The sequence below is a fragment of the Streptomyces sp. NPDC002787 genome (assembly GCF_053592095.1).
This window is the reverse complement of sequence record NZ_JBSFVC010000014.1, coordinates 165,420-183,208: the sequence shown is the minus strand read 5'-3', so window position 1 is coordinate 183,208 and position 17,789 is coordinate 165,420. Positions and strand designations below refer to the sequence as shown.

The following is a 17,789-nucleotide window of genomic DNA, read 5'->3' as shown; positions in this document are numbered from 1 at the left end:
TGGCACGGGGGATCAGGGGATTACTCGGATTTCTCCGAGTCCTATTGAATGGTGACGTCGGAGAGCGGAATCTCGATGTCGGTCACGTTCGCGCCGCCCGCGTCGAATCCGGGTTCGGCGCGCACGCTGTTCTCGCTGTTGAGGATTCCGTTGGCCTGGGGCGTACCGCACTTCACATTGCGCAGCCAGAGCCGGCCGTCCGGCGTTCCGCTGGGCAGGAGTTGCGGGTAGAAGACGTGGACGGTGGTGGCGTTCTCGCTGGGCGAGAAGAACACCTTCTGGCCGTCCTGGGCCTCCTTGTAGGTGGCCTTGAGGAAGCCGCTCACGTCGGTGCGCTTGTGGGACCACATGAAGAAGGCGATGTGGTCCGCCTTGACCGTGTCGGCCCTGGAGAAGGAGAACGACGACGTGGTGTCGTCGCGCTTGATATTGAATTCCTGTGTGGCGAACTTGACGCCGATCTCGAAGATGGAGCTCGCCAGCTTCGTACTGCCGTCCGTGTTGAAGCCGTCCTCCAGCTGAATGACGCGGGTCACGGAGGCCGTGCCGCTGAAGGTCTTCGTCGCCGCGGTGCTGACTCCGCAATTGTCGGTCACCGAGGTGACCCGTTCGTTGGGGCCGAGGCTGTTGGCCTTGGACTGGACGTCGACGAACTCGCAGTTCTCCAGCCTGTCCGAGTCCGTGCGGCAGTCGGTGGCCACCTCGTCGGGGGTGGCGGCTCCCGCGCTGTACATCAGCGGGACGGCCAGTCCGAGGGCGACGACCGGCGCCAGAGCGAGGGTGATGCGCTTCTTCTTGCTGCGGTGGTTGCCGCTGCGCCCGGTGCGTGTCATGTGGGTCTCCTGCGAGAGTGAGGGGGATAAGTACTGGTGGGAGGGTTGGCGGGTCGATCGGAGGCCGTCGGCTGTCGGCCTTTCGGTCAGCAGTCCTCCAGGACGACCTTGGTGGTGCCGTCCGCGAGCCCGGGCGTGCCCGCGGCGCTTTCCAGGATGACCGGCCCCTCGACGACCTCCGGCGCCACGAAGTTCTTCTCGGGGGAGGGGTTCACGGCGAAGCTGCCAGGGTCGGCGTCGAGGTGTACCCGCCATTCGCCGGTCATGCGCTGCATCTTCGGCGTGAAGGTCACGTGCATGACCTTGCCGACAGGAACTTCCCGCTGTTCCGACTCGCTGGCTGTGGCCGTCTTGACGGTCATGTCCAGCGTGCCCTTGTGCTTCACCCAGCCGCCGCTCAGGGCTCCGAAGAGACCACCGAGGGCGCCCTGCTGGGTCGCGGTGTACTTGCCCTGGCCCTGGCCCACCGCCTTGGAGAACTCGGTGGTCACCTTCGATGGTTCGGTGGCGTTCGGCTCGCAGTTCGGGAAGTCGACAGTGACCTTCTCCGTAGGGCCGTCGAAGGTCTCGAACTTCGTCTCCACGAAATCACAGGTGTCGGATTCGAATCCGTCCCCGAGGCCGCCCCCGAAATCGCTCGTCGACTGCTGCTTTCCGTTGAGCTTGGCAGTCCTTTCGCACATCCTCATGATCCGTTCGGCAGTCGGCTCGTCGGCGGCGTTGGCCGACGGCAGCAGCACGGTGACGGTGGCCGCGCCGGTCGCGAGTGAGGCGCCGATCGCCAAGTATCGGACCTTCTTGTTCCTGAAGCGCCTCTTGGCTGCCATGGCTGTCTCTCCTTGGGGGGTGCTTTACCTTCCGATGGAGGATTATTGGGGTCCCGTACAGCCAGTGGACAGAGTCAAATGTCCCTACTCCCGGGTCACTTGAGATCGCAAATGCAAGCCATCACTCGCTCAACTGACACACCGTCAGATGTAGAGGTACCCTGACCTCGACCAACACACCGCGATGGGAGTCCGCATGGGCAAGCTCGACGGACGTGTCGTCCTCGTCACAGGCGCCGCGCGCGGCCAGGGGGAGCAGGAGGCCCGGCTGTTCCGGGAGGAGGGGGCCCAGGTCGTCGTCGCCGACGTGCTCGACGACCGGGGCGAGGCCCTCGCCAAGGAGATCGGCGCGCTCTACGTCCACCTGGACGTGTCCCGCGAGGAGGACTGGGCGACGGCCGTGACCGCCACCAAGGCCGCGTACGGCCGGGTCGACGGCCTCGTGAACAACGCCGGCGTCCTGCGCTTCAACTCCCTCGTCGACACCCCCCTCGACGAGTTCATGCAGGTCGTGCGGGTCAACCAGGTCGGTGTCTTCCTCGGCATCAAGGCCCTCGCCCCCGAGATCGAGGCGGCCGGCGGCGGCACAATCGTCAACACCGCCTCGTACACCGGGATGACGGGCATGGCGTACGTCGGCGCGTACGCCGCCACCAAGCACGCGATCGTCGGCCTCACCCGTGTGGCCGCGCTGGAGCTGGCCCGCAAGGGCATCCGGGTCAACGCGGTCTGTCCGGGCGCCGTCGACACCGCGATGAGCGATCCGGGGGACGGAGGGGATGCGGCGGCCGTCGACAAGCTCTACCGCAAGCGCGTCCCGCTCGGCCGGATCGGCCGCCCCGAGGAGGTCGCCCGGCTGGCCCTCTTCCTCTCCTGTGCGGACTCCTCCTACATCACCGGGCAGCCGTTCGTGATCGACGGCGGCTGGCTGGCCGGGGTGAGCCTGTGATCACGGCGAGCCTGTGCTCACGGTAAGCCTGGATCACAGTTATCTGACGGCACGTCAGCTATTGACGCTCCACGGGGGCCGGTGGAACAGTCGGCCGTATCGAGATCTGACGTACTGTCAGATACGGCTGCCGGGTATGGCTGAGGACGGTGAACCTCCTTGGAATTCGGGCTCTTTGTACAGGGATACGTGGGCAAGCGGGCCGAGACGGATCCGCTCGCGGAGCACAAGGCGCTGATGGAGGAGACCGAGTACGTCATCCAGGCGGACAAGTCCGGCTTCAAGTACGCCTGGGCGTCCGAGCACCACTTCCTGGAGGAGTACTCGCACCTGTCCGCCAACGACGTGTTCCTGGGGTACCTGGCACACGCGACCGAGCGGATCCACCTGGGCTCCGGGATCTTCAACCCGCTCGCCCAGGTCAACCACCCCGTGAAGGTCGCCGAGAAGGTCACCATGCTCGACCATCTCACCGAGGGCCGCTTCGAGTTCGGCAGCGGGCGCGGGGCGGGCTCGCACGAGATCCTCGGGTTCATCCCCGGTGTGACCGACATGAACTACACCAAGGAGATCTGGGAAGAGACCATCGCCGAGTTCCCCAAGATGTGGCTCCAGGACGAGTACGTCGGCTTCCAGGGCAAGCACTGGTCCCTGCCGCCGCGCAAGATCCTGCCCAAGCCGTACGGGAAGTCCCACCCGGCGATGTGGTACGCCGCCGGGTCGCCGCCGTCGTACGCCATGGCCGCGCGCAAGGGGCTCGGGGTGCTCGGCTTCAGCGTGCAGAAGGTCTCCGACATGGAGTGGGTGCTGGAGCAGTACAAGACCGCGATCGTCGACGCCGAGCCGATCGGGGACTTCGTCAACGACAACGTGATGGTGACGACGACGGCGATCTGCGCGCCCACCCACGACGAGGCGGTGCGGGTGGCGGTCAACGGGGGGCTGCACTACCTGCCGTCGCTCGTCTTCCGGTACCACGACACGTTCCCCCGGCCGGACGGCTTCCCCGTGTGGCCGGAGACATTGCCCGAGTACAACGAGGAGTTCATCGAACTGCTCATCGAGGAAGAGCTGTTGATCTGCGGGGACCCGGACGAGGTGGTCCGGCAGTGCAAGCGGTGGGAGCAGGCCGGGGCGGATCAGCTGAGCTTCGGGTTGCCGGTGGGGGTGCCGAAGGACGCGACGCTGCAGACCATTCGCCTCGTCGGGGAGCACGTGATTCCGAAGATCGACACGGATCCTGTGCATCGCACCACGCGGTTTCGAGGGGCTGTCTGAGGTCGAGTGGCGGCTGAGGGTGGGTGGGGGCTGGTCGCGCAGTTCCCCGCGCCCCTGACCGGCATGGGCGGCACCCACATTCTTACCAGGCACCCGGAAGGAGCGAGTCGTGCTCGACCATGTCATCAAAGGTGTGACCGTCGTCGATGGGACCGGTGCCCCTGCCTACACAGCCGACGTGGGCATACGCGACGGCCGTATCGCCGTCATCGGGCAGAACGTCGCCGAAGACGCCCGTACGTCCGAGGACGCGGCCGGGCTCGTGCTGGCGCCCGGGTTCGTCGACCCCCACACGCACTACGACGCCCAGCTGTTCTGGGACCCGTACGCGACTCCCTCCCTCAACCACGGGGTGACCACGGTCGCGGGCGGGAACTGCGGGTTCACGCTGGCGCCCCTGAACCCCTCCCGTCCCGAGGACGCGGACTACACGCGGCGGATGATGTCCAAGGTCGAGGGGATGTCGCTGGTCGCGTTGGAGGAGGGGGCGCCCTGGAACTGGAGCGGGTTCGGCGAGTACCTGGACGCGCTCGAAGGACGGATCGCCGTCAACGCCGGGTTCATGGTGGGGCATTGCGCGCTGCGGCGGTACGTCATGGGGCCGGACGCGATCGGCGGGCAGCCGAGTGACGAGCAGCTGGACGCGATGCTGCGGCTGTTCCACGAGGCGATGGAGGCGGGGGCGTGGGGGCTGTCGACCACGCAGTCGTCGACGCACAGCGACGGGGACGGCCGGCCCGTCGCCTCGCGGCACGCCACGCCCGCCGAGCTGATCGCACTGTCACGGGCCGTGGGCGAACACGAGGGCACGCAGATCGAGGCGATCGTCGCCGGATGCCTGGACCAGTTCAGCGACGACGAGATCGATCTCTTCGTGGAGATGAGCGCGGTGGCGGGGCGGCCGCTCAACTGGAACGTGCTGACGATCGACTCGGCCGTTCCCGAGCGCGTGCCGAGGCAGCTGGAGGCGAGTGAGCGGGCGCGGAAGGCCGGGGGCCGCGTGGTGGCCCTCACCATGCCGATCCTCACGCCCATGAACATGTCGCTGGGGACGTTCTGCGCGCTGAACCTGATCCCGGGGTGGGGGCCGATCCTGGGCCTGCCGGTGCCCGAGCGGATCGAACGGCTGCGTGACCCGGACGTACGGGCGGAGATGCTGCGGCGCGCGGACTCGAGGGAAGCCGGTGTCTTCCGGCGGCTCGCCAACTTCGGGCGGTACGTCATCGGGGACACCTACAGCGAGGCGAACGAGGGCCTGACCGGGCGGGTCGTCAAGGACATCGCGGCGGAGCGGGGACAGGAACCGTTCGAGTGCCTGGTGGAGATCTGCGCCGCCGACGGCCTCCGTACGGTGCTGTGGCCCATGCCCACCGACAACGACCCCGACTCCTGGGCCCTGCGCGCCGAGACCTGGCGCCACGAGGACGTCCTCCTCGGCGGCTCGGACGCGGGCGCCCATCTGGACCGTATGTGCGGCGCCCCGTACACCACCCGGTTCATCGGGGACTGTCTGCGCGGCCGGAAACTGGTCGGGCTCGAACAGGCGGTGAAGATGCTGACCGACGACCCGGCGCGGCTCTTCGGCCTGCGGGAGCGGGGGCAGGTCCGGGAGGGCTGGCACGCTGACCTCGTCCTCTTCGACCCGGAGCGCGTCGACGCCGGCAAGGCCACCCTGGTGCACGACCTGCCGGGTGACAGCCCGCGCCTCGACTCGAAGGCGATCGGCGTACGGGCCGTCTGGGTCAACGGGGTCGAGGCGATCCGCGACGACGTGGTGACCGGTGCCGTGCCGGGGAAGGTGCTGCGCAGCGGGCGGGACACGCGGACGGTGAGTACGAGGTGAGTCCCGAGGGGTCTTCGGAGCGGCGGCGGTTGTTCATCGGCGGCTCCTGGGTGGAGCCCGACGGTGGGCACTACGCGGTGATCGACCCGGCGACCGAGGGCGTCGTCGGGTGGGCGCCGGGGGCCTCGCGGGAACAGGTGCACGCGGCAGCCGCCGCCGCCCGCGAGGCCTTCGGCCCGTGGTCACGGACCCCGGCGGCGGAGCGGGCGGCCGTGCTGGCCCGTACGGCGGACCACATACGCCGCCATCTCGTCCCGTACGCCGAGCTCGCCCGGGCCGAGACCGGCGCGACGACCGGTACGGCGCGGGGGATGCAGGTGGGGGTCGGGGCGGCCCGTTTCCAGCGGTACGCCCGTGTCGAGCCGGTGGAGGAGCCGATCGCGCCCCAGATCAACGAGGCGGGCCCCTTCGGCAAGGCGGCCGTGATGGGCGCCCTCGCCGTACGCCAGCCCGTGGGCGTGGTCACCTGCGTCACCTCGTACAACAACCCCTGGGCCAACCCGGCTGGCAAGATCGCCCCCGCGCTCGCCATGGGCAACACGGTGGTCGTGAAACCGGCCCCGCAGGACCCGCTCTCCGTGTACCGCATGGCGGAGGCCCTGGAGGCCGCCGGTGTTCCGCCGGGTGTGGTGAACGTGGTGAGCGGGCCGGGCGCGGACGTGGGCGAGGCGGCCGTGGACTCCCCGGACGTCGACATGGTGAGCTTCACCGGCTCGACGGCCGTCGGACAGCGGATCGCGGAGGTGTGCGGGCGCGGGATGAAGCGCCAGCTGATGGAGCTGGGCGGGAAGGGCGCGGCGGTCGTCTTCGACGACGCGGACGTGGGCGCGGCGGTGGCCGGCATCGCCACCACCTTCACCTTCTACAGCGGACAGATCTGCACGGCGCCGACGCGGGTGATCGCACAACGCGGTGTCTACGACCGTCTGGTGACCCAACTGGCCGCGTATGTTGGAGGGTTGACGGTGGGCGACCCGCGCGAGGCGGGCACGGTGGTGGGGCCGGTGATCTCGGCGGCCCACCGGGACCGGGTGGAGTCGTATGTCGAGGTGGGCCGCAAGGAGGGGGCGCGGGTGGTGGCGGGGGGTGAGCGGCCGCCGTACGACCGGGGTTTCTACGTCGCGCCCACGCTGCTGGCGGACTGCACGCCGGATATGCGGGTCGTCCGGGAGGAGATCTTCGGCCCGGTCGTCGTCGTCCTCCCCTTCGACGACGAGGACGAGGCGGTCGCCCTCGCCAACGACAGCGACTACGGCCTCATCGACTACGTCTGGTCGGGGGACGTGGCCAGAGCGTTCCGCGTGGCCCGGCGGCTCAGGGCGGGGGGAGTGGGGGTGAACACCGTCGGCCGCAACATGGAGGCGCCGTTCGGCGGGTTCAAGAAGAGCGGGGTGGGCCGGGACGTGGGGTCGTACGCGCTGCACGCGTACAGCGAGGTGCAGGCGATCGTCTGGCCGGGGTGAGGCCTTCCCTTGCGATCGCCGGGGGCACGATGATGTTCCAATGCGGGAAGGGTGGCGGGCAGGGCGCTTCAGGTGCTGCGGGTGCTGCGGACGCGTTGGGTGCGTTGGGCGTGTTTCGTGGTGAGCCGGCCTCTCCTCTACCTGGACGTGGACGGTCCGTTGAACCCGTACGCCGCGAAGCCGGAGCGTCGGCCCGACGGTTACGCGACGCATCGGATGAAACCGCGGGGCTGGCTCGCCCAGCATCCGGGGCGGCCCCCGGCGTCCGTCAAGCCGCTGCGGGTCTGGCTCAACCCGGAACACGGTCGTCAACTGCTGGAGCTGAGCGAGCTGTTCGACCTGGTGTGGGCGACGACGTGGGTCGGTGAGGCCAACACGTACATCGGACCGGTCCTCGGGCTGCCGGAGCTGCCGGTGGTGGACTGGCCCGAGACGGGCGGGTCGGGGGTGTCCGGTGTCGCGGAGCACCCGGGGGTGTTCTGGAAGACACCACGTCTCGTCGAACACGCGGCCGGGCGGCCGTTCGCGTGGGTCGACGACGAGATCGGTGTCCCCGACCGGGACTTCGTGGCCGGCCGCCACCCCGGCTCCGCCCTGCTGCACCGCACCGACCCCCGACTCGGCCTGTGCGCACCGGACTTCGGCACCCTCGCCGCGTTCGCACGGACCATCTGACCGGCGGGGACGAATACGATCGGCTGATGATCGTATGGGTGAACGGGGCCTTCGGGAGCGGCAAGACCACGCTGGTCGAGGAGCTGCGGGGGCGGTGGCCCGAGGCGTTGGTGTGCGATCCCGAGGTGATCGGCTATGTGCTGAGGGAGATCGTGGAGGTGCCGACCGGGGACTTCCAGGATCTGCGGCTCTGGCGGCGGCAGGTGGCCGAGATGCTGGTGGGCCTGGCGGAGGAGTACCGGCGGCCGGTCCTCGCGCCGATGACCCTCGTGAACCCCGCGTACATGGCCGAGGTCTTCGGCGCGATCGGGGCCGCGGGCATCCCCCTCCACCACTTTTTCCTCAAGGTGCCCGAGGACGTACTGGCCGCCCGGATCGACGGCCGGAGCTTCACGCCGGACGACCCCGAGCAGGACGAACGGGTCCGCCGGTGGTGCAAGGAGCGCATCGCGGCGTGCGCGGCTGCCATGGACACCCTGCCCACCGACACGGTGTTCCTGGACGGTGAGTCCAGCCCGGGCGAACTGGCCGATGCCGTACTCCGCCACGCACAGGACGGAGCCATCCGTAGCGGACCTATCAGCTGAGGTCCTGCTCCGTCGGTTCGCTACGGCCGATCGACAGGGACCAGTGGACGTTCGACGGGCTGGTGACGGAGACGGTGCCTGCACCGGCCGCTCCCTCGACGGCGAACACGTTGGCGATACCGGTCACTTCGCCGTCGAGGCATTCCATGGGGAAGGAGGCGCCGACGGAACGCAGGACGACCTCGATCCTGCCCTTGCCCTCGCACTCCACCGCGACGGTCAAGGCCTCGCCGTCGCCCTTCTTCGCCTCGCCGAACTCCAGGGACGCGCTGCCCTGGGTACGGTTCTGACGCAGGACGATCCGGCCGTCCATGTTCAGGTCCGGGGCGCGGTCCACGGACACTTCCGAAGCGTCGGCCTCGACGTCGGCGTCGGCCTCGTCGGAGACCGCCGCCGGAGTCGCCTTCGCCGGGCTGGGCGAGGCCGCTCGTACCGGCTGTTCGTCCGCCGCCCCGTTGCCGCCGCTCGACGAGCAGGCGGTGGTGGAGAGGACGACCGCCGCCGAGAGCAGTGTCAGGGCGGCGAGTGTGCGGCGGGACGTGCGTGACATGCGTGACGTACGAGATGCGTGTGACATGAACTACCCCCGTTGTTCAGCCCGTTGGTCACCGGGCGAGGCCGTGATCATGGCATCGGGCCGCGAACGTCAACAAGGCGAAGACGGGGGTTCAGAGCAGGATCTGAGGTTCCCGGCAACCATCCCTCAGAAGTGAACCTCCGCGCAGGCCCGCCCGCTACTCCATACCGCCGTTGAGGTGCTCCCAGCCCTCGGCGCAGAGCACCGCGCCGTTGGGGAGGTCGCGGTGGACGGGGACCGTGAATTTCTGGTGGCAGCCCCAGAAGCCGGTCGCGCTGTTGGTGTGGATGCCGCCGCCCCAGATGTGGAAATGGCCGGTGAAGTCGCCGTTCCAGGTCGTCGCCGTGGAGATCGTCTCGACGCGCAGACCCTGCCCCGGACCTCGATGCAGGTCCGCTGACTGCAGCCCTGCGCCCCGGCGGACGCCGACGGCGCCCCCGTGCCCACCAACGCCCCCGCCCACACCGCGCTCACGGCCACACGAACGAGCCACCGTGCCTTCGAGCCCGGTCCGTCCATGCCAGCGGCTCCAGAGCACCCACTCCGTGTCGCGTGAATCCCGGCGCGTCAGGGGACGTTGGGCGGGGGAGGTTCGACTTCATGGCTGACGAGATCTTCCACGACCGACGGCTGGCCGAGCTCTACGACCCGCTCGACCCCGACCGCGGCGACCTGGACGCGTACGTCCTGCTCGCGGAGGAGTTCGGTGCGAGGAGCGTGCTGGACGTCGGCTGTGGGACGGGCGTGTTCGCGTTGTTGTTGGCGGAGCGCGGGGTGGAGGTCGTCGGGCTCGACCCGGCCGGTGCCTCCCTCGACGTCGCGCGGGCGAAGCCGGGGGCGGACCGGGTCCGGTGGATTCACGGTGATGCCTCGGCACTGCCCCCGCTGCGGGTCGACCTCGTGACGATGACGGCCAACGTGGCGCAGGCGATCGTCGACGCGGAGGGATGGCGGCGGACGCTGGCGGCCGCGTACGAGGCGCTGCGCCCTGGCGGCCGTCTCGTCTTCGAGACCCGGGACCCGGCCGGGCGGGCCTGGGAGATGTGGAACCGCGAGGCGTCGTACGGGGTGACGGACGTCCCGGGTGTCGGCACGGTCGAGAGCTGGGTCGAGCTGACCGAGGTCGCCGGCCCCCTGGTGACGTTCCGCTGGCACTACGTCATCGGCGGCGCCGGAGAGACCCTCACCTCCGACTCCACCCTCAGATTCCGCGAGCGCCAGGAGATCGAGGCGGATCTGATCGCTCACGGGTACGAACTGGGGGAGGTACGGGACGCGCCGGACCGCCCCGGGAAGGAGTTCGTGTTCGTGGCGTGTCGGCCACCGACGGTTTGACCGATTAGGCCCTTTTGGGCACGGGGCGAGGCCACCGAGTCGTTGCGGGCGGCGATCCCGGCCTGGTTCACGACGTACGGCCATGAGACCCCGGCGCCCCCGGCCTTCGACCGGCTCGGCGAACTGGCCCTCCCCTCCGCCCCCCTCCTCGGCGAGAAGGACCAGCCCGAAGTCGTCTCCGCAACGAGGAGATCGCCGCCGCCCACATCCCCGGCTGCCGTCCGCCGACCACTTCCCGACCCTCCGGGACCCCGACGCCGTACGGCATTTCATCGAGGACCCGCACGGGCGCGTGGGTCGAGCCGCAGGCGTACGGCCGACAGGGGCGGTAATGGGCTGAGCAACCTCTCCCGGGGCGCGGGGGTCTTACCCGGCGTCACCGACCGAAAGGGCGCAGTCCATGGAACTCGATCCCGATCTCTGTCTGGCCGTCCCGGAGGGTTTCGACGACTCGGACGCCGAGAGTCAGGTGCACCCCATGGCCAGGAAGCTGTTCCCGGCCACCACCGCCGCGGACGCCTTCCGGAAGGCGCAGGAGTGGGTGGCGGAGCACGACGTCTTCCTGGTCGACGTCTCCTGGGACTTCGCGCACGACGAGGACGAGCCCTACACACTGAGCATCTACTTCACGTTCGAGCTGGAACCCGAGGAGGCCTGACCGGGATCTCACCCGCGAACTCCCCGGGCTCAGCCCGGACTGACCCGGCTCAGACCAGCGCCTTCTTGTAGAAGATGCTGGAGCGCCGGTCGCCCTCCACGCCGGTGGCGAAGCCGATGAAGAGGCGGGCCTCGCCGGCGTCGGTGCGGTAGACCGCCAGGCCCTCGGGCTCCCGGTGGTGGAGGGTGGATCCGGCCTTGCTGAGGACGGGGCCCTGCTTCACGGTGCCCGTGTTGATGTCGATGCTGGTGATGTAGGTGTTGCCGTCGCCGACGGGGCTGCCGTCGCCGGGGTACGCGTCACCCGTCAGGAAGTACATGTACGAGCCGTAGAGGGCGTAGCCCTGCGGGGTGCCGGAGATCGCCGGCTGTGCGAAGTCGACCAGCGGCGAGCCGAAGCTGCCCGTCCGGAAGGCGGACAGGGGGTACACGGCGATGCGCTTGCCGGAGCTGGTGTGGTAGCGCACGATCATGCGGTCGTAGACCGGGTCGGCGGAGCAGGTGTACTCGGTGGCCCCGGAGATCGGCCGGTAAGCGGCCGAGCCGGCCGGCGAGCTCAGGGTGGTGTTGGCCTGGTAGGTGATGGGGGCGAGCGCGGTGCCGTACCCCTTGGTGTTCGCGGCGCACTCGATCCACAGCTCGGTGCCGGAACCGTGCGGCAGCGCGGCGAAGGCGACGCCGTGGCCGAAGCCGTCGAGGTGCATGTACGAGAGGTAGTTCCCGTCGAAGTCCATCTTGTTGATGCACAGGTCACCGTCGGCCTCGGTGCTTCCGCTCCGCTTGGTCGCCACGAACAGGAACTTGTTCTCCCAGTCGAAGGCGAAGCTCTGCTGGACCCGCGCTCCGTGCGTGTCCTTGGACCGGAACAGGTCGTACGACGGCTGTGTGAGATCGAACCGCTTGGTGGCGGCCACCGCGGCGGAGGCGGTCTGCGCGCCGACGCCCAGCCCGAGCGCCGCGAGCGAGGCGCCGGCGCCGGTGCGTATGAGGCCGCGGCGGGAGAGAGGGAAGCCGGGGGTGCGGTTCACGGGGGGACTCCAAAAGCGTAGGTGGGGGGCAGGGACAGGAGATGCTATCCACCGCGGGGGCCGTGGGACGTGCCGGGTCCCGGGGACAGCTGGGTCTCGGCTTCCCAGGGCCACGGGAGCGAAACGGTGTCGTCCGGGACCGTGCGCAGGTCATCTGCCGCCTGCCGAACGGTTCCTAGCCGCGCAGGTCCACCCGTACCGTCAGCAGCCGTGACCCCAGCACCCGTACCGCCGCGCTGTTCATACGGGGCAGCGTCCGCAGGCGGGCCACCGGGTCGTCGTCGGGGAGCAGGTGGGCCGTGCCCTCGTGCCAGCGGCCCCGGATACGGAGCCGCACCGAGGGGTCGGCTTTGATGTTCCGTACGTACTGGGACCTCTCGCCGTACTCCGAGACCAGCCAGAACGTGTCGCCGACGCGGCGCCCGCCGATCGGGGTGCGGCGGGGGAGGCCGGAGGCGCGGCCGGTGGTCTCCAGGACGGTCTGGAGCGGGACGCGGCGCAGGACCGGGTTGGCGACGTGGCGTTGGAAGGCCGTGACGACCCGTTGCTTGAGGTCCGTATGGCGGGACATCGGAGTGGTTCTCCTCGGGGTGTGGGAGGTACGGGTTACAGGATCGGGTACGCGGTGAAGGCGGTGGGTGGCCGGTGCGGGTCGTGACGTGGAACCTGTGGTGGCGGTTCGGGCCGTGGCAGGAGCGGCAGAAGGCGATCCTCGCCGTGCTGCGTGAACTGCGGCCCGACGTGGTCGGGTTGCAGGAGGTGTGGGAGCAGGACGGCGAGGACGGGGCGAACCTGGCCGCGTGGCTCGCCGGGGAGCTCGGCATGCACTGGGCCTGGGGCGCGTACGGCGATCCGGAGCGCTGGCAGCGGCGGATCGGGGACCCGACCGTCGGGATCGGCATCGCCGTGCTGAGCCGGTGGCCCGTCCTGGAGCGGGATGCCATCGGGCTGCCGACGGGAGAGGGACAGAGCGGGCGCGGCGCGCTCTACGCCCTCCTCGACGTGCCGGACGCGCCCGTCCCCTTCTTCACCGCCCACCTCAGCTCCGAGACCGGCGCGTCCGCGCTGCGCTGCCGCCAGGTCACCGCGCTGGCCGGGTTCGTGGCCCGGCACCGGGGCGGGGGCATCCATCCGCCCGTGATCACCGGGGACTTCAACGCCTGGCCCGACTCCGACGAGATCCGGCTGTTCGGCGGCTACAAGACCGCGCCCGTCGTGCCCGGGCAGTGCCTCTTCGACGTCTGGGAGTATGCCGAACCGGGCGCGCCGTCGGCCACGTGGGACAAGGGGAACCCGTACGTCGCCGGGACGTTCGGGCCGAGCGTACGCGTCGACTACATCCACGTCGGACCGCCCGGCCCCGGCGGGATCGGCCACGTCCGTGCCGTACGGCGTGCGGGCGACGGCCCCGTGGACGGCGTATGGCCCTCCGACCACGCGGCGGTCGTCGCCGACCTGGCGGCCGGGACCAGCCCGGAGAGGGCGGCCGGGACCGCCCCGGAGAGGGGGGCCGGAGCCACCTGAGGTCCCGGCCGCCCGCCCACGTGGCCTACGGCTTCCGGCCCACGCCCCCGTGCTGACCGATCGGCTTCGGCTCGCCCTGGGCCGTGTCGTCCGGGTGCCACAGCGGTACCGACACGATGCCCGGGGCGATCAGGTCCAGGCCCTCGAAGAACCCGGCGATGTGGTCGACCGGGCGGAGGAAGTACGGGACGGCGCCGGTCTCGTTGTAGGCGTCCTGGGCGCGCTCGTAGTCCGGGTCGGTGCCCCGGGAGCCCTCGTTGATGTTGAGGTAGCTGCCGGAGGGGAGACCGGCGAGGAGACGGCGGACGATGTCGCGGGCCTCCTCGTAGTCGCCGACGTGGCCCAGGATGCCGCTGAGGATCAGTGCCGTGGGCCGGGACAGGTCCAGCGTCTCGGCGGCGGCCTCCAGGATGCGGTCCGTGTCGTAGAGGCTGGCGTCGACGTACGCCGTGGCGCCCTCGGGGGAGGAGTAGAGCAGCGCGCGGGCGTGCGCGAGGACCATCGGGTCGTTGTCGACGTAGACGATCCTCGCCTCCGGCGCGCTGCGCTGGGCGACCTGGTGGGTGTTGTCGGCCGTCGGCAGCCCGGTGCCGACGTCCAGGAACTGCCGTACGCCCTCCACCTCCACCAGGTGCCGGATGCTGCGCCGCAGATACGCGCGGCTGCTGCGGGCGATGGTGACGATGCCGGGGAAGGCGCCGGCGTACGCGTCACCGGCCGCCTCGTCCACCGGGTAGTTGTCCTTGCCGCCCAGCCAGTAGTTCCAGATGCGGGCGGAGGCGGGCACCGAAGTGTCGACCTTCTCCTTCGCCGCCGGAGCCGCCGCCGGGTCTGGCGTGGTCGCGTGATCGGTCATGGGCGCCGTCTCCTCCACCGTGCCTGTGCGTCACACATACGTACGCACGTGTCGAGCCAAATTTAAGCCCCAACCGGCTTGTTCCGTACGCCGGTTCCCGCAGGGCTACCGCCGCCCCAGGAAGATCGGGTTCGTGAAGGCCGCCATCGGGCCCGGGTAGCCCGGGATCACGGGCGGCCGGCGGACCTCGGCGCGTACGTACGCCGCGTACGAGGCCGTCGTACGCCACTGAGCCGAGCCGGTGCCGGACGCCGGGATCTCGGCGGAGGTGAACAGGACGCCCTGGTCGGTGACGAAGCGGATGGTGCAGCCGGCCGAACCCGTCGCCTCCAGACGGACGGTGACCGGGGTGTCCGGGGCCACCTTCAGCCGTTCGCCGATGCCCGCGTGCTCGCCGCGCGCCCCGGACGCCGTGAAGGTCACGGAGACGTCCTTGGACTCGGCGACGTACGAGCGGCCGGCCCGCAGCCCCTCCTGGATGGCCTCCCTGGTCAGATCGTCGGCGAGGACGACCGTCTGGGGGCGGCCGACGGGGTCGGGGTCGCGGTGGGCGTCGCTGTTGCCCATCGCCGGGATCCAGTCCTGGCGGCCCTCGCGCACGGCCGCGACGAGCATGCCGTCCCAGTCGGCGAGCGCCACCTCGTCCTCCGGCGAGTACGCGCCGTTCCACACCTCCACCGCGTCCGCCTCGCCGAAGCCGAACTTCCAGTTGCAGCCGATGCAGGTGGCGTGCGGGTGGGCCGGGACGACGAGACCGCCCGCGCGGCGGATCTGGCGGGCGTACTTGCCGAAGCGGTTGTCCCGGGCGCGGTAGCGCCAGTCGACGAACGTGCCCGGGTCGACACCGAGCGCCACCACGTGACCGTTGCGGGTGGTGACCTCCTCGCCCAGCAGGATGAGGAGGTCGTCGCCCGCGTGCTCGGCCCAATGGGCGTGCGCGGACTGGGTGTTGTGCTCCGAGCTGTTGATGAAGTCCAGACCCGCCGCCCGCGCCAGCGCCGCCAGCTCGGCGAGTGTACGGCGGCCGTCGGAGTACCAGGAGTGCAGATGGCAGTCGCCCCGGTACCAGGCCCGGCCCCGCCCCTTGGCCCGCTCCGGCGGGTACACCGGCTTCACCGCCGCGGCCGGCCTGCCGTAGGTGAGGGTGATCGTGATCTCGTACGGCAGCCCTTCCGGCGCCACCGTGTACGGGCCCAGCGCGATGTGCCAGGTGCCCGGGCGGACCGGGCCCGGGATGTAACCCGGGGTCGCCTCCTCCGCCCGGATGAAGAACTCCGTGCGGGCGCCGCCCGACCAGCCGCGGAAGCCCTTGCCGCCGAGGTCGGTGCCGCGCTCGTCGAAGACACCGATGTCGAGCGCGTTGCCGGCGGTGCCGGCCGGGACGGTCGGTCTCCCGTAGCTGTACGAGACCCTCAACTCCCGTACTCCATACGGCACTTCGACCGGCAGATACACGAAATCGGGGGAGCCGGTGGGCAGGGTCCCCCGGATCGTCTTCGTCTCCTGGTCGCCGTCCGCGGCCTCGGCGCCGCTCGTCCCAAAGGTCACGCTTCCCAACGTAAGCGCAGCCGCCGCCGACGTCACGAACAGCGCGCGCCTTCCCATTCCGTTCCCGTCACCGTGGTGGTCGTCGCACATGCTGCTGCTCCCCAGGTCGGTCGTGAGTGACATGGCGTGGGTGGTGCGGGGTGGTGCGGAGTGGTGCGTGGGTGGTGCGTGCCACTTTCGTATTCGGTTGTGAACTGCGGGGCAAGGGAAGGGAATCGCCAGATTTCCGCACGGCGTTGCTTACGGCGTGCGGAGACGGCCGCCAAGTCGTCGGCGGCCGCGTCGATCTGTCCGCTACACGTCGTCCCGTCGTCCTGGTGTCCCGGTGTCGCCGTACGGTGATCATTTGTGACGGGCGGGACCTCGCCCTGACCCGAACTCGTCCGACAGGAGAGAAAGAACGTGCGGACACCGACCTGCCTGCTCGGCGGAGCGGGCATCGACGACCGGGTCGCCCACGGCCACGACGCGGACCGGTACGTGGAGATCGGCTCCGTCACCAAGGTGTTCACGGGCACCGTCCTGGCGCGGTTGGCGGCGGAGGGGGCCGTCGGGCTCGACACCCCGCTGGAGGAGTACGTCGACGTGGTGCCGAGGGGGACGGGCATCACCCTGCGGCACCTCGCCGAGCACACCTCGGGTCTGCCCCGCCTGCCCGCCGGGCCGACGGGTCCCCCGGACGACCCGTACGCCGACTTCACGGAGGCCGCCCTGAGGGAGACGCTGCGCGAGCTGGACCGGCTGGCGGCCGGGCGGCTGGGGCAGGAGGAGTACTCCAACCTCGGCTACGCCGTCCTCGGGCACGCGCTCACGACGGTCACGGGACGCTCGTACCAGCAACTGGTGGACACGTACGTCCTGTTGCCGCTCGGGCTGGAGGCGGGGGTGGTGACGGCGTGTCCGCCGGAGGACCGACGCCTCGTGCCGCGCGGCCTGTTCGGCCGGCCGCGGCCCCTGTGGACGCTGACCGGGCCGATCCTGCCGGCCGGCGGGCTGTGGTCCACGTGCCGGACGCTGGCGGACATCCTGGTCGCCCTGCTCGTCGAACGCCGGCTCGGCGAGCCCGCGCCCTCCTGGCAGCGCGGCCCCTCGATCCTGTGGCAGAACGGCGCCACGCGCGGCTCCTCCGTCGTGGCCGCCGCGCACGACGACGGCCGGTGGATCCTCCTCCACCGCCTCGGCGACAGGGACCGCACGGACCGCCTGGCCAAGCGGGCCCTCCTCGCTGCCGCCCCGCCGGAGGGCGGGTTGAGAGGGGAGGGGGTGAGCTGAGGGCGGCGTCGAGAGGGGCGACTTGAGGGCGGGCTTGTGGACGCCCTTTGACGGGGCGTCGTCGTGGGGCGGCGTGTTGAGCGGAGGCGTCGCGAGGGGTGTGTTTTGAGGCGCGTGCTTTGAGGGGCGTGTTTTGACGGGGTGTCTGGAGGGCGGTCTCGAGGGGCGGGGACTTGAGGGGCGGGGTCTTGAGGGGCGGGGTCTTGAGGGGCGGGGTCTTGAGGGGCATCGTCGTTGGGCGGCGTCTTGAGAGGCGGCGTTGTGAGGGCCGCGTTTCGACGGGGGCGTCTGGGGGCGGCGTCGCGTGGGCGTGCCTTGAGAGGTGGTGTCGAGGGGGTGCCTTGAGGGCCGCGTTTGAGGGGCGTGTTTTGACGGGGGTGTCTGGAGGGCGGCGTCGAGAGGGGCGACTCTTGAGGGGCGGCGTAACAAGGGCAGCGTCTTGAGGGGCGCGTTTCGACGGGGGCGCCTCGACGGGGGCGCCTCGACGGGGGCCCCCTTGAGGGCCGCGTTGCGTGGGTGGCGTCCGAGGGGTGCGTT

At 70.4% G+C, this 17,789-nt stretch carries 18 protein-coding genes; 10 read left to right on the top strand and 8 right to left on the bottom strand.

Annotated features, from left to right (window positions below; translation table 11 throughout):
• Positions 1-41: 41 nt before the first annotated feature.
• Entirely contained in the window at positions 42-833 is a 792-nt protein-coding gene (locus ACWD26_RS21155) for a hypothetical protein (RefSeq protein ID WP_451272192.1), read from the bottom strand.
• Between the two features lie 86 nt (positions 834-919).
• Entirely contained in the window at positions 920-1,660 is a 741-nt protein-coding gene (locus ACWD26_RS21150) for a hypothetical protein (RefSeq protein WP_451272190.1), read from the bottom strand.
• 196 nt (positions 1,661-1,856) lie between these two features.
• On the opposite strand from ACWD26_RS21150, the gene ACWD26_RS21145 reads away from it, so the two are divergent.
• The 6 genes from ACWD26_RS21145 to ACWD26_RS21120 all read left to right on the top strand — a co-directional run bounded on the left by ACWD26_RS21145 (position 1,857) and on the right by ACWD26_RS21120 (position 8,455).
• Entirely contained in the window at positions 1,857-2,609 is a 753-nt protein-coding gene (locus tag ACWD26_RS21145; RefSeq protein WP_451272188.1) for an SDR family NAD(P)-dependent oxidoreductase, read from the top strand.
• A 159-nt stretch (positions 2,610-2,768) separates the two neighbouring features.
• Positions 2,769-3,887 (top strand): LLM class flavin-dependent oxidoreductase, encoded by a 1,119-nt coding sequence (locus ACWD26_RS21140; RefSeq protein WP_451272186.1) that lies wholly within the window; start codon positions 2,769-2,771, stop codon positions 3,885-3,887.
• A gap of 109 nt (positions 3,888-3,996) precedes the next feature.
• Positions 3,997-5,730, top strand: a complete 1,734-nt coding sequence (locus ACWD26_RS21135; RefSeq protein ID WP_451272184.1) for an N-acyl-D-amino-acid deacylase family protein — start codon at positions 3,997-3,999, stop codon at positions 5,728-5,730.
• Entirely contained in the window at positions 5,727-7,193 is a 1,467-nt protein-coding gene (locus tag ACWD26_RS21130) for an aldehyde dehydrogenase family protein (RefSeq protein ID WP_451272183.1), read from the top strand. The genes ACWD26_RS21135 and ACWD26_RS21130 overlap by 4 nt, the downstream gene beginning before the upstream one ends.
• A gap of 120 nt (positions 7,194-7,313) precedes the next feature.
• The gene (locus ACWD26_RS21125) at positions 7,314-7,868 is read left to right on the top strand and encodes a hypothetical protein (RefSeq protein WP_451272342.1); all 555 of its coding nucleotides are present in this window, start codon (positions 7,314-7,316) and stop codon (positions 7,866-7,868) included.
• Positions 7,869-7,894: 26 nt separating this feature from the next.
• Complete coding sequence (locus ACWD26_RS21120; protein ID WP_451272181.1) at positions 7,895-8,455, top strand: AAA family ATPase; 561 nt, start codon at positions 7,895-7,897, stop codon at positions 8,453-8,455.
• Here the strand turns inward: ACWD26_RS21120 and ACWD26_RS21115 are convergent.
• Both ACWD26_RS21115 and ACWD26_RS21110 read right to left on the bottom strand, forming a co-directional pair.
• Positions 8,448-9,005: a hypothetical protein gene (locus ACWD26_RS21115; RefSeq protein WP_451272179.1), complete on the bottom strand. Its 558-nt coding sequence runs from the start codon at positions 9,003-9,005 to the stop codon at positions 8,448-8,450. The genes ACWD26_RS21120 and ACWD26_RS21115 overlap by 8 nt on opposite strands.
• A 184-nt stretch (positions 9,006-9,189) precedes the next feature.
• Entirely contained in the window at positions 9,190-9,495 is a 306-nt protein-coding gene (locus tag ACWD26_RS21110; RefSeq protein ID WP_451272177.1) for a hypothetical protein, read from the bottom strand.
• A 137-nt stretch (positions 9,496-9,632) separates the two neighbouring features.
• Between ACWD26_RS21110 and ACWD26_RS21105 the strand changes: the two genes are divergently transcribed.
• Together ACWD26_RS21105 and ACWD26_RS21100 are read left to right on the top strand one after the other, a co-directional pair.
• On the top strand, positions 9,633-10,367 hold the full coding sequence (locus ACWD26_RS21105) for a class I SAM-dependent methyltransferase (RefSeq protein WP_451272175.1): 735 nt from the start codon (positions 9,633-9,635) through the stop codon (positions 10,365-10,367).
• Between the two features lie 400 nt (positions 10,368-10,767).
• Complete coding sequence (locus ACWD26_RS21100; protein ID WP_451272173.1) at positions 10,768-11,025, top strand: hypothetical protein; 258 nt, start codon at positions 10,768-10,770, stop codon at positions 11,023-11,025.
• A 49-nt stretch (positions 11,026-11,074) separates the two neighbouring features.
• Here the strand turns inward: ACWD26_RS21100 and ACWD26_RS21095 are convergent, their stop codons facing one another.
• The gene (locus ACWD26_RS21095) at positions 11,075-12,052 is read right to left on the bottom strand and encodes a phage baseplate protein (protein ID WP_451272171.1); all 978 of its coding nucleotides are present in this window, start codon (positions 12,050-12,052) and stop codon (positions 11,075-11,077) included.
• Positions 12,053-12,227: 175 nt separating this feature from the next.
• On the bottom strand, positions 12,228-12,623 hold the full coding sequence (locus tag ACWD26_RS21090; protein WP_451272169.1) for a nitroreductase/quinone reductase family protein: 396 nt from the start codon (positions 12,621-12,623) through the stop codon (positions 12,228-12,230).
• 74 nt (positions 12,624-12,697) lie between these two features.
• Between ACWD26_RS21090 and ACWD26_RS21085 the strand changes: the two genes are divergently transcribed.
• Complete coding sequence (locus ACWD26_RS21085) at positions 12,698-13,576, top strand: endonuclease/exonuclease/phosphatase family protein (RefSeq protein ID WP_451272167.1); 879 nt, start codon at positions 12,698-12,700, stop codon at positions 13,574-13,576.
• 25 nt (positions 13,577-13,601) lie between these two features.
• Here the strand turns inward: ACWD26_RS21085 and ACWD26_RS21080 are convergent, their stop codons facing one another.
• Together ACWD26_RS21080 and ACWD26_RS21075 are read right to left on the bottom strand one after the other, a co-directional pair.
• The gene (locus ACWD26_RS21080) at positions 13,602-14,432 is read right to left on the bottom strand and encodes an SAM-dependent methyltransferase (protein WP_451272165.1); all 831 of its coding nucleotides are present in this window, start codon (positions 14,430-14,432) and stop codon (positions 13,602-13,604) included.
• A 105-nt stretch (positions 14,433-14,537) separates the two neighbouring features.
• Positions 14,538-16,070 carry a CehA/McbA family metallohydrolase gene (locus ACWD26_RS21075; protein WP_451272340.1) on the bottom strand — a complete coding sequence of 511 codons (1,533 nt, stop codon included), beginning with the start codon at positions 16,068-16,070 and terminating at the stop codon, positions 14,538-14,540.
• 312 nt (positions 16,071-16,382) lie between these two features.
• Here ACWD26_RS21075 and ACWD26_RS21070 point away from each other — a divergent pair, with 312 nt between their 5' ends.
• Positions 16,383-17,252, top strand: a complete 870-nt coding sequence (locus ACWD26_RS21070) for a serine hydrolase domain-containing protein (RefSeq protein WP_451272163.1) — start codon at positions 16,383-16,385, stop codon at positions 17,250-17,252.
• The last annotated feature ends 537 nt before the right edge of the window (positions 17,253-17,789 follow it).

Bases quoted from the DNA above. Each gene is read 5' to 3' on its own strand.
- ACWD26_RS21105 (WP_451272175.1), top strand. From the start codon at position 9,633: ATGGCTGACGAGATCTTCCACGACCGACGGCTGGCCGAGCTCTACGAC.
- ACWD26_RS21115 (WP_451272179.1), bottom strand. From the start codon at position 9,005: ATGTCACGCACGTCCCGCCGCACACTCGCCGCCCTGACACTGCTCTCG.
- ACWD26_RS21155 (WP_451272192.1), bottom strand. From the start codon at position 833: ATGACACGCACCGGGCGCAGCGGCAACCACCGCAGCAAGAAGAAGCGC.
- ACWD26_RS21075 (WP_451272340.1), bottom strand. From the start codon at position 16,070: ATGTGCGACGACCACCACGGTGACGGGAACGGAATGGGAAGGCGCGCG.
- ACWD26_RS21080 (WP_451272165.1), bottom strand. From the start codon at position 14,432: ATGACCGATCACGCGACCACGCCAGACCCGGCGGCGGCTCCGGCGGCG.
- ACWD26_RS21100 (WP_451272173.1), top strand. From the start codon at position 10,768: ATGGAACTCGATCCCGATCTCTGTCTGGCCGTCCCGGAGGGTTTCGAC.
- ACWD26_RS21120 (WP_451272181.1), top strand. From the start codon at position 7,895: ATGATCGTATGGGTGAACGGGGCCTTCGGGAGCGGCAAGACCACGCTG.
- ACWD26_RS21150 (WP_451272190.1), bottom strand. From the start codon at position 1,660: ATGGCAGCCAAGAGGCGCTTCAGGAACAAGAAGGTCCGATACTTGGCG.
- ACWD26_RS21145 (WP_451272188.1), top strand. From the start codon at position 1,857: ATGGGCAAGCTCGACGGACGTGTCGTCCTCGTCACAGGCGCCGCGCGC.
- ACWD26_RS21090 (WP_451272169.1), bottom strand. From the start codon at position 12,623: ATGTCCCGCCATACGGACCTCAAGCAACGGGTCGTCACGGCCTTCCAA.